We start from the raw sequence: 10,038 nt of genomic DNA on the forward strand, positions 1-10,038 counted from the left end.
TCCCACATCCTTTCAGGAAGGCCCCGATGGTCAGGCCTGTTCTTTTTTCGGCTCGCGAATCTTGTACCAAGCCACATACAACGCCGGCAAAAACAGCAGCGTCAGCAAGGTCGCAATGATGATCCCGCCGATCATCGCGTAGGCCATCGGCCCCCAGAACACTTCCCGCGCAATCGGGATCATGCCCAGGCTGGCCGCCGCTGCGGTAAGCAGGATCGGCCGTCGGCGGTGCTCGGTGGCCTCCACCACCGCGTCCCACGCTGTGTAACCGGCCACTTCATATTCGTGGATCTGCGTCACCAGAATCACCGAGTTACGGATGATGATGCCGATCAGCGCCAGAATGCCGAGGATCGCCACAAAGCCCATGGGCGTGCCGGTTGGAATCAGCGCCAGCACCACGCCAATAAGGCCCAGCGGCGCGACACTGGCCACCAGGAACATCTTCTGCACGCTGTGCAGCTGGATCATCAGGAAGGTCGCCATCAGGAACAGCATCAGCGGCACCACCTTGGCAATCGGGCCTTGGGCCTTGCCGCTTTCTTCGACGGTGCCGCCGGTGGCCACCTTGTAACCCACCGGCAACCCGGCGCTGAATTTCTCGATGGTCGGCGCCAGCTGTTTTACCAGGTCCGTGGGTTGCATCTCGTCGCGCACCGAGGCCTTGATGGTGATCGTCGGCTTGCGGTCGCGACGCCACACCAGCGGCTGCTCCAGCTCATAACGCACGGTGGCGAAGGCCAGCAGCGGAATCGAGGTGCCGTTGGGTGTGACGATCTGCAGGTTCTGCAAGGTTTCCGGCGTGCCACGCTCGGCATCTTCGGCGCGGCCGACCACGTTGATCAGGTAGATATCGTCGTGTACCTGGGTCACCGAGGCGCCGCTGACCACGCTGTTCATCAACTGCGCCACGTCTTCCGACGACAGCCCCAGTTGGCGCGCCTTGTCCTGGGCAATGTCCACGCGCAGCACTTTGCCCGGTTCGTTCCAGTCGTAGATGATTTCGCCCAGGTGGGTGTTTTGATCCAGCAACGTTGCCAGTTCGATAGCGTGTTTGCGCACCTGGTCGATGTCTTTACCCGACACGCGATATTGAATCGGCCGACCCACCGGCGGGCCCATTTCCAGCGGCTGCACGTAGCTGCCAATGCCGACAAAGTCATCACGCAGGCGCTTTTGCAGGCGCGCAATCAAGGCGCCGCGCTCTTCCAGGCCCTTGCTCACGATAACCAGCTGCGCGTAGTAGGGGTTTTCCAGCTGCTGGTCGAGGGGCAGGTAGAAACGAATCGCGCCCTGGCCAATGTAGGTGCTCCAGCGCGCAATGTCCGGGTCATCCTTGATGATGGCTTCTAGGCGGTCGACGGCCTTGCGCGTCTCATTGATCGAGGCGTTTTGCGGCAGGTTGAGGTCGACCAGAATTTCCGGGCGGTCCGAGGACGGGAAAAACTGGTTCTGCACAAACTGCATCGAGAACACCGAGGCCACAAACAAGCCCACGGTAATGCCGATGGCCCACCAGCGGTTGCGCATGGCCCAGAGCATGCCGCCATTAAAGGCGCGGCCGATGCGCCCAGGCTCAGCGTCATGGGGTTTTACCTTGGCGCTGAGGATATGCACGCCGATCACCGGCGCAAACAGCACCGCCACCACCCACGACACCAACATGGCCACGGCAATCACCGCGAAAAGGGTGAAGGTGTACTCGCCCGCCGAGCTGGCGTTGAGGCCAATCGGCACAAAACCGGCGACGGTCACCAGCGTACCGGTAAGCATCGGGAAGGCTGTGGAGGTGTAGGCGTAAGTCGCCGCCTGCTCCTTGGTTTCGCCTTTTTCCAGGCGCGTGATCATCATTTCCACGGTGATCATCGCGTCGTCCACCAACAGGCCGAGGGCAATGATCAAGGCGCCCAACGACACCCGCTGCATGGTGATGCCGCTGTATTCCATGAACACAAACACCAGCGCCAGCACCAGTGGAATCGAGCACGCCACCACCAGGCCGGCACGCATGCCGAGGCTGATAAAACTCACCACCAGTACGATGATCACCGCTTCAAACAAGGCGCTGGTAAAGCCGCCGACGGCTTCTTCCACCACTTCGGCCTGGTCGGAAACCTTATGCACGCCGATGCCCACTGGCAGGTCGGCGGTCAGTTCGTCCATGCGCGTGTGCAGGGCCTTGCCGAACGACTGGATATTGCCGCCCTTCTGCATGGCAATGGCCAAGCCAATCGCCGGCTTGCCATCGAAGCGGAACATCGGCCGCGCCGGGTCGACGTAGCCACGGCTGATTTCGGCAATGTCCGCCAGCCGATAGAAGCGATCATTGAGCCGCAGGTTGACGTTGGCCAGGTCTTTTTCCGAAGCGAATTGCCCGGACGTGCGCACCGAAATCCGCTCCGGCCCGGCCTCGATCACCCCGGCGGGCGTCACCGCGTTTTGCGACTGCAGGCTTTGCACGACCTGGCGCTGATCAATCCCCAAAGCCGCGAGTTTGCGCGTGGAGAAGTTCAGGTAAATCACTTCATCCTGCTGGCCGATCATCTCGACCTTGCCCAACCCCGGCACCGAACGAATCTCGGCGCGCACCTGTTCTACGTAGTCGCGCAGCTGGCGCATCGACAGGCCGTCGCCGGTAAAGGCATACACCGAGCCGAACACATCACCAAACTCATCGTTGAACGACGGCCCCTGCAAACCCTGGGGGAAGGTGCCGCGAATGTCGTCGATTTTCTTGCGCACCTGGTACCAGATGTCCGGAATGGCCTTGGCGCTGGTGGTGTCCTTGAGGAACACAAACACGGTGGACTCACCCGGCCGCGTGTAGCTTTTCACGTAGTCGAGGGAGTCGAGTTCTTCGAGTTTTTTCTCGATGCGGTCGGTGACCTGCTTGAGGGTTTCTTCCTGGGTCGCGCCCGGCCAGCGGGTCTGGATCACCATGGTCTTGATGGTGAACGACGGGTCTTCCTCGCGACCCAGGTTCATGTAGGAGAACACGCCCATCAGCAGCGCGACGAACATCAGGTACCAGACGAAGGACTGATGCTTGAGGGCCCAGTCGGATAAGTTGAAGCTCCCTTTCATCGCGGGCTGTCCTCGTCGATTTTGACTTTTTGCCCGGCTTTCAGGCTGTTCACACCAGCGGTGACGATGCGTTCGCCGGGTTTGACGCCGCCGTTGAGCAAGGCGCTGTTGGCATCGCGGCTGATCACCGTGACGTCACGCGGCTGCACGGTCTGGCTTTGGGTGTCGAGCAGCCAGATACGGGTCTTGCCGTCGACTTCCTGCAAGGCGGTTAACGGCAGTTCGATACGCGGAGCGATGGCGCTGCTCAAGGTCACGCTGATGGCCGTGCCAAGGCGAAACGCAGGTGGCGTCTCGGCCAGGGTCAGGCGCGCACGACGGGTACGCGTGGCGCTTTGGGCCTGGGGTTCGATTTCGCGCACGATGGCAGTGGTATTGACGCTGGGGTCGAGCTGCCCGGCGACCAGGAATACCACGTCCGGCGGCAGGCGCTCGGCGAGCCCGGCGGGCAGGTCGATCACCGCTTCCTTGATATCCGGACGCGCCAGCGTTACCACTTGCTGGCCGGCGCTGACCACTTGGCCGGCCTCGGCATTCCAGGCGGTAACGATACCGGCGTGGTCGGTGCGCAGTTCGGCGTAGTTGAGCTGGTCTTTAGCCTGGTTGACCGAGGCTTTGGCTTGATCAAGGGTCGCCTGGGTGGTTTTCAGGTCGGTCTGGGCCACATCCAACTGGGCCTGGGCACCGACGCCGCGATTGAACAGTTCCTGCTGGCGCCGAGCGTTGGCCTGGGCGTTGATGAACTGCGCCTGCACCCGGGCGAGGTCGCCTTGGGCGGCGCGCAACTGGTTTTGCTGGTCGGTGGGGTCGAGTACGGCAAGCAAGGCGCCCTTCTCCACTTCGGCGCCAACGTCCACGGCGCGGCGCGCGATACGGCCGGGCACGCGGAAACCCAGGTTGCTTTCGTAGCGGGCCTGGATGGTGCCTGCGAAGCGGCCGAGGGTTTCCTGGTCTTCGGACTTCACTTGCATCGACAGCACCGGGCGCACGGGCTCGGGTGCAGGTTCTTCCTTGGAACAAGCGACCAGCAACAGGCTGGCGGCAAGCATTGCCGTCAGGCGCTTCATGGCTGGACTCCTTGCTGGGCGATCTCGACAGTCATGCCGGGGTGCAGCAATTGCCCGCCGGCCACCACGACTTTTTCGCCGCCTTTAAGGCCATCGCCAATGATCACTTTGCCGGTCAGGTAGCGCGCTACCGTTACTTTATGCAGTTGCGCCTTACCGTCGCCGTCAATCAGCCACACGGCGGGTTCGTTGAGGTCTTTGGTCAGCGCCGACCACGGCAGCTCGATACTGGCCTTGGCCGGGCCGTTGGCCGTGGCGCTGACCACTGAACCCAACTGCATGCCTTTGGGCAGCGATTGCAGGGCGATTTTGACTTGCACGGTGCCGGTATTGGCCGCCACGGCGGGCGTGACTTCACGCACTTTACCCACGGCCTTGATGCTCGGGTTGTCCAGCAAGCTCACGGTAATCGGCGCATCGGGCGGGGGCTCCACCAGCAAGGATTCATAGACATTGAACACCGCATCGCGCTCGCCATCGGTGGCCAGGCTGAAAATCGGCACAGTGGCCTGCACCACCTGGCCGACTTCGGCCTGACGTGCCGTGATCACACCAGGCGCATCGGCAACCAGCGAGGTGTAGCCGAGTTGTTCGCGGGCATTGGCCAATTGGGCTTGGGCAGCGGCCAGGGCACTTTGGCTGCTGCGCAACGCGGCCTGGGCGGCGTCGTATTCGCTGCGGCTGGTGTAGCCCTTGGGCAGGAGCTTTTCCTGGCGCACAAAGGCGGCAGCGGTTTGCTTGACCCGTGCCTGCTCGGCCACGACCTGGGCCTGGGCGGAATCGACATTGGTCTGCAAATCCTTGGGGTCGAGCTTGGCCAGCACTTGCCTGGCGGTCACGCGGTCGCCCACGTCGACCATGCGCTGGATGATCTTGCCGCCCACGCGAAAGGACAAGTCAGTTTGCACGCGGGCCTGGATATCGCCGGTCAGGGTCACGGCGGCGGCAAAATCCGCGGGCTGCACGGTCTGCACAAACACCCGCGAATGCTCCTTGGGCTCGGTTTTTTCCTGGCCGCAACCGCTCAGCAGCGTCAGCAGGCCAAGTCCGAAAATACAGGTGTAAATACGACCGCCCATGCAGGCTCCTTTTGCGTGACGCGATGTGACAGTGAGTATGCGACTGTGAGCTTAGATCAGGGTTCCTTATCTGCATGGAGCATCCCATACTCCAAGGGTTCCCACGCCGACTAAATACACATGCTCAAAACCCTCGCGGTGGCCAACTACCGCTCGATCAATAAATTGGTGGTGCCGCTGGCCCGGCTGAACCTGGTCACCGGCCCCAATGGCAGCGGCAAGTCCAACTTGTACCGCGCCCTGCGCCTGCTGGCGGAAACCGCCCAAGGCGGGGTGATCAATGCTCTGGCGCGTGAAGGTGGGCTGGATTCGACCTTTTGGGCTGGGCCGGAAACCATCAGCAGGCGCATGCGCAGCGGCGAGGTGCCGGTCGAGCCGATTGTGCGTCAGGGCGTTAAACGCCTGCGCCTGGGGTTTGCCGGGGAAGACTTCAGCTACGCTATTTCCCTGGGGCTGCCGGAAAAGACCCAGTCTTACTTCGCCCTGGACCCGGAGGTAAAGAAAGAATGCATCTGGGCCGGTCACGTCTACCGCCCGGCCAGCCTGCTGGTGCAACGTTCCGGGCCTATGGTGCGCGCACGTGATGGCCGCGCCTGGGACGTATTGGCCCAGCACACGCCCAACTACCACAGCCTGTTCGATCAAGTCGGCAGCCTGCGTGGCTCGCCGGAGGTGTTGCTGCTGCGCGAAAGCATTCGTGGCTGGCGTTTTTATGATCACTTTCGCAGCGATGTGGACGCCCCCGTGCGCCAGCCGCAACTGGGCACGCGCACGCCGGTGCTGCATCACGATGGGCGCGACTTGGCTGCGGCATTGCAAACCATCCGCGAAATCGGCGACCCCGAGGCGTTGCAGCGCGCAGTCAGTGACGCGTTCCCCGGTGCACGGCTGAACATCGAGCCGTTGCAAGGCGGGCGTTTTGCGATTGAGTTTTATCAGGAAGGTTTGCTGCGCCCCTTGTCGGCAGCGGAATTGTCAGACGGCACCTTGCGCTACCTGCTGCTGATTGCGGCACTGCTGACGCCACGGCCGCCGACCATGATGGTGCTGAACGAACCGGAAACCAGCTTGCACCCGGACTTATTGCCGGCGTTGGCGCGCTTGATTATCCAGGCCTCGACGCAGTGCCAGGTGTGGGTGGTGTCGCACGCCAGCCGCTTGATTGCGGCGTTGCAGCAGGATGAGCAATGCAATTGCATCGTGCTGGAGAAGGTGCTGGGGCAGACTCAGATTGTCGGCCAGGGGATTTTGGATGCACCGGCTTGGCATTGGCCGCAATAGTCGGTGCCTGGAAGGGCCTCTTCGCGAGCAAGCCCGCTCCCACATTTGAAGGTATTCACACATCAAAATGTGGGAGCTGGCTTGCCTGCGATAGCTATATCAACCCTGCCACTTACCGCCTTCAACAATCACACTCTCAGGCTTGGTGTCATCGCTGAGTTCTTTACGCACGTACTGGTCATACAGTTTGAGCAAAAATTTCTCCTCGCCCAACTTCGCCAGCTCCGCATTCACCCAGTCGCGCAGTTCGATATTGCCCTTCTTCACCGCTGGCGCAATCGGCGCTTCATCGCCGAGTTTCTCTTCCAGCACGCGGTAGCCGGGGTTCTGCTTGGCCCAGCTGAACAGCACCAGGTTGTCTTGCGCGTAGGCATCGCCACGGCCGGCCGACAGGGCTTGCAGTGACTCAGAGTTTTTCTCGAACTTGAGCAGTTTCCAGTCCGGGTGGTTCTTGGTCAGCCAGATGTCGGCGGTGGTGCCGGTAGTGACGATGGTGGTGCGGGTCGCCAGGTCATCCAGGTTTTTCACCGAGCTGTCCTGGGGCACCAGGGCTTGCACCGCAACTTTCAGGTTGGGGTTGGTAAAGTCCACCGCTTCCTTGCGCTCCGGCGTCACGGTCATGTTGGCGAGGATCAGGTCGACCTTGTCGCTTTGCAGGAACGGAATACGGCTGGCCGGCTCGACGGCTACGAACTCAACCTTGTTTTCATCGCCCAGCAGGTCCTTGGCGAATTGGCGGCCGATGTCGGTATCAAACCCCACATAGCGGCCCGCTTCGTTGACGAAACCAAAGGGTGGCTTGTCGGTAAACACGCCGACAATCAGCTTGTCGCGTGCTTTGATCTTGTCGATGTAGCTGGCAGCAGCGACGGGCTTTGCAGGCTCTTCGGCCTTTTTATCGCAGCCGGCCAGTAAGGCGACGGCAAACAGTGGCAGCAGTAGTTTTTTCATATCAGCTCCAATTCCTTGGTCTTTTTGGGCAGTGTTGAAACAAAGGAGAACTTCTCCAGGAACTGCTGCGCGCGTGCGGTTTGCGGGTTCGTAAAGAATGCCTCGGGGGTGTCGTGTTCGAGGATGCGACCGGCCTCCATAAACACCACGCGGTCAGCGACGGCGCGGGCGAAGGCCATTTCATGGGTGACGATCAACAAAGTCATGCCATCGCGGGCCAGGCCTTGAATCACTTCCAGCACTTCCTTGACCATCTCCGGGTCGAGGGCGGCGGTGACTTCATCAAACAGCATGACTTGAGGGTTCATGCACAGCGAACGGACGATGGCGATGCGTTGCTGCTGGCCGCCGGACAGCTGTCGCGGGAAGGCGTCGCGCTTATCAGCCAGGCCGACACGATCCAGCAGTTTTTCTGCCTGCTCACGGGCTTCACGCGGGTCGCGTTTTTGCACTTTCAGCGGGCCGAGCAGGATATTGTCGAGCACGCTCATGTGCGGGAACAGGTGGTAGCTCTGGAACACCATGCCCACGTCCTGACGCACCTGGCGCCAGTCGGTGTGTTTGTCCAATAGCTCCTTGCCGGCAAATCGCAGGCTGCCGCTGTGGGCGACTTCCAAGCCATTCAGGCAGCGCAGCAAGGTGCTTTTGCCGCAGCCGCTGGGGCCGAGGATCACCACCACTTCGCCACTCTGCACGTTCAGGTCGATGCCCTTGAGCACCTGCGTCTCGCCGAAAAATTTGTTGAAACCCTGGAACTCGATCAATGCACTCATGCCTGGCCCCAGCGCCGTTCCAGCACCTTGGAGGCGGCCGACAACGGGTAGCAGATAAAGAAGAAAAACAGGAACAGCACGCCGTAGATCAATACCGACTCGTAGGTGCGCTCGATGATTTGCTGGCCGACCTTGATCACATCCACCACGCCAATCAGCACTGCCAGCGAGCTGGTCTTGATGATGCGCGTGTAGACGTTGATGGTCGGCGGCGTCATGCGTTTGAGGGCTTGGGGCAGCAATACGTAGCCGTACAGCTGCGGGTCGGATAAACCAATCGACAGCCCCGCCTCGCGCTGGCCACGTGGCAGCGAATGCAGCGCGCCGCGTACCACCTCGCCCACCTCGCTGGCGCCCCAGAGCGACAGCACCAGCACCGCGCACCAGAAACTGGGAATGCTCAGGCCAAAGAAAATCGGCAGCCCGAAAAACAGCAAGTACAACCACACCAGCACCGGGATCGCGCGGAACAGTTCCAGGTAAACCCGCAGCACCGCGTTGATCAGCCGGTTATTCAAGGTGCGCAACACGCCATACAACACGCCGCCGACGGTGCTGAAGGCGATGCTCAAAAACGATATCGACAAGGTTTGTGCAGCGCCCTTGCCCAATTGCGGCAACGACACCCACAACAACTCAAGACCCGAACTGGCCATGCTGGAGCCTCCTTTCCAGGCGGCTGAGCAGCAGCGACAGCGGCAAGAACAGCAATACGCAAATCAGCGTCAGCACGGCGAGCATTTCGTAGGTCTTGTAGTAGAGCGCGATGTAGCTCTTGGTGGTGTAGAGAATCTCCGGCACCGCCACGGCGGACACTACGGTGGTCTCTTTGAGCAAAAAGATGAAATTGGCGAACAGCGCCGGCAGGCTGAGGATACCGGCCTGGGGCAGGATCACATGGCGCAGCAGTTGCCAGTCCGACAGGCCGATGGACTTGCCCGACTCGATCTGCGCCAGTGGCACCGCTTCCACCCCGGCGCGCAGCACTTCGGTGAGGTAGGCGCCGCCGAGGAAGGTCATGGTGATGATCGCCGCCCAGAACCCGGAGATATTGAAGCCCAGGGCCGGCAAGGCGAAGTACACGAAAAACAGTTGAATCAGCAGCGGTGTATTGCGCGCCAGTTCCACATACAGCGCCACCAGGCGTGACAGGTAGGGCGTGCGAAACACCAGCAATGCGGCGTTGATCAGCGCCACCAGCAACGAGGTGGCAATGGCGATCAAGCCCACTTGCAGCGTCACCCCCACGGCCTTTAAAAACGCCGGCAAGGTGCTGAGGATAAAAGCAAAATCGAAGGTCATCTTGAGTCCATGACGCCGCAGGGGTAATGCGGCGGGCGCTGTCCGTTCCGACGAGGGTAACGCCGGGTAGCGCGAACTTTAAAGGTATAAAAAGTAAAATTTAAATACCAAAATAGCATATTGATATCACCCAAAAAGATAACCGCCGGATTCGCGGGTTGGGTGGGTGACGGCTATGGTTGCTGGGTCTGGATTCGAGGGAATGAATAATGAACGAAGCGAAACCGATTGATCCGCAGGAGCTGGTGAAGTGGCTGGTGGCGTTGCGTCGGGCGATCAATAGCCGCGATCTCTGAAACGCTGATCGTTCCCACGCGGAGCGTGGGAACGATCAATCGCAGGCAAGCCAGCTTCCACAGGGTTTGATTTTGTTTCAGGCATAGAGTAGGAGGCGGATTCACATCCGCCGTCCTCTCACACCACCGTACGTACGGTTCCGTATACGGCGGTTCAGGTTATGCGATTAAGCCGGTTTATCGTATCCAGTATTGAGACCAGTCC

At 60.7% G+C, this 10,038-nt stretch carries 8 protein-coding genes; 1 reads left to right on the forward strand and 7 read right to left on the reverse strand.

What is annotated here, in order from left to right; translation table 11 throughout:
- Positions 1-30: 30 nt before the first annotated feature.
- Genes ACTD9P_RS22595 through ACTD9P_RS22605 form a run of 3 tightly spaced genes read right to left on the reverse strand, consistent with a single transcriptional unit; the run spans position 31 to position 5,230 of the window.
- Entirely contained in the window at positions 31-3,084 is a 3,054-nt protein-coding gene (locus tag ACTD9P_RS22595; RefSeq protein WP_438869426.1) for an efflux RND transporter permease subunit, read from the reverse strand.
- Positions 3,081-4,151: an efflux RND transporter periplasmic adaptor subunit gene (locus ACTD9P_RS22600; RefSeq protein WP_438869427.1), complete on the reverse strand. Its 1,071-nt coding sequence runs from the start codon at positions 4,149-4,151 to the stop codon at positions 3,081-3,083. Before ACTD9P_RS22600 ends, ACTD9P_RS22595 begins: the two co-directional genes overlap by 4 nt.
- A complete protein-coding gene (locus tag ACTD9P_RS22605; protein ID WP_438869428.1) occupies positions 4,148-5,230 on the reverse strand; it encodes an efflux RND transporter periplasmic adaptor subunit in 1,083 nt (360 codons plus the stop codon). The genes ACTD9P_RS22600 and ACTD9P_RS22605 overlap by 4 nt, the downstream gene beginning before the upstream one ends.
- A 120-nt stretch (positions 5,231-5,350) precedes the next feature.
- Here ACTD9P_RS22605 and ACTD9P_RS22610 point away from each other — a divergent pair, with 120 nt between their 5' ends.
- Positions 5,351-6,511 carry an AAA family ATPase gene (locus tag ACTD9P_RS22610; protein WP_438869429.1) on the forward strand — a complete coding sequence of 387 codons (1,161 nt, stop codon included), beginning with the start codon at positions 5,351-5,353 and terminating at the stop codon, positions 6,509-6,511.
- A 99-nt stretch (positions 6,512-6,610) separates the two neighbouring features.
- Here the strand turns inward: ACTD9P_RS22610 and ACTD9P_RS22615 are convergent, their stop codons facing one another.
- Genes ACTD9P_RS22615 through ACTD9P_RS22630 form a run of 4 tightly spaced genes read right to left on the reverse strand, consistent with a single transcriptional unit; the run spans position 6,611 to position 9,537 of the window.
- A complete protein-coding gene (locus tag ACTD9P_RS22615; RefSeq protein ID WP_438869430.1) occupies positions 6,611-7,462 on the reverse strand; it encodes a transporter substrate-binding domain-containing protein in 852 nt (283 codons plus the stop codon).
- Positions 7,459-8,235, reverse strand: coding sequence for an amino acid ABC transporter ATP-binding protein (locus ACTD9P_RS22620; RefSeq protein ID WP_438869431.1), 777 nt, complete (start codon positions 8,233-8,235; stop codon positions 7,459-7,461). The genes ACTD9P_RS22615 and ACTD9P_RS22620 overlap by 4 nt, the downstream gene beginning before the upstream one ends.
- A complete protein-coding gene (locus ACTD9P_RS22625; RefSeq protein ID WP_138817330.1) occupies positions 8,232-8,891 on the reverse strand; it encodes an amino acid ABC transporter permease in 660 nt (219 codons plus the stop codon). The genes ACTD9P_RS22620 and ACTD9P_RS22625 overlap by 4 nt, the downstream gene beginning before the upstream one ends.
- The gene (locus tag ACTD9P_RS22630) at positions 8,872-9,537 is read right to left on the reverse strand and encodes an amino acid ABC transporter permease (protein ID WP_003187615.1); all 666 of its coding nucleotides are present in this window, start codon (positions 9,535-9,537) and stop codon (positions 8,872-8,874) included. The genes ACTD9P_RS22625 and ACTD9P_RS22630 overlap by 20 nt, the downstream gene beginning before the upstream one ends.
- Positions 9,538-10,038 lie beyond the last annotated feature (501 nt).

This window comes from Pseudomonas onubensis (genome assembly GCF_965653655.1).
GTDB lineage: Bacteria > Pseudomonadota > Gammaproteobacteria > Pseudomonadales > Pseudomonadaceae > Aquipseudomonas.

Bases quoted from the DNA above. Each gene is read 5' to 3' on its own strand.
- ACTD9P_RS22595 (WP_438869426.1), bottom strand. From the start codon at position 3,084: ATGAAAGGGAGCTTCAACTTATCCGACTGGGCCCTCAAGCATCAGTCC.
- ACTD9P_RS22600 (WP_438869427.1), bottom strand. From the start codon at position 4,151: ATGAAGCGCCTGACGGCAATGCTTGCCGCCAGCCTGTTGCTGGTCGCT.
- ACTD9P_RS22605 (WP_438869428.1), bottom strand. From the start codon at position 5,230: ATGGGCGGTCGTATTTACACCTGTATTTTCGGACTTGGCCTGCTGACG.
- ACTD9P_RS22610 (WP_438869429.1), top strand. From the start codon at position 5,351: ATGCTCAAAACCCTCGCGGTGGCCAACTACCGCTCGATCAATAAATTG.
- ACTD9P_RS22615 (WP_438869430.1), bottom strand. From the start codon at position 7,462: ATGAAAAAACTACTGCTGCCACTGTTTGCCGTCGCCTTACTGGCCGGC.
- ACTD9P_RS22620 (WP_438869431.1), bottom strand. From the start codon at position 8,235: ATGAGTGCATTGATCGAGTTCCAGGGTTTCAACAAATTTTTCGGCGAG.
- ACTD9P_RS22625 (WP_138817330.1), bottom strand. From the start codon at position 8,891: ATGGCCAGTTCGGGTCTTGAGTTGTTGTGGGTGTCGTTGCCGCAATTG.
- ACTD9P_RS22630 (WP_003187615.1), bottom strand. From the start codon at position 9,537: ATGACCTTCGATTTTGCTTTTATCCTCAGCACCTTGCCGGCGTTTTTA.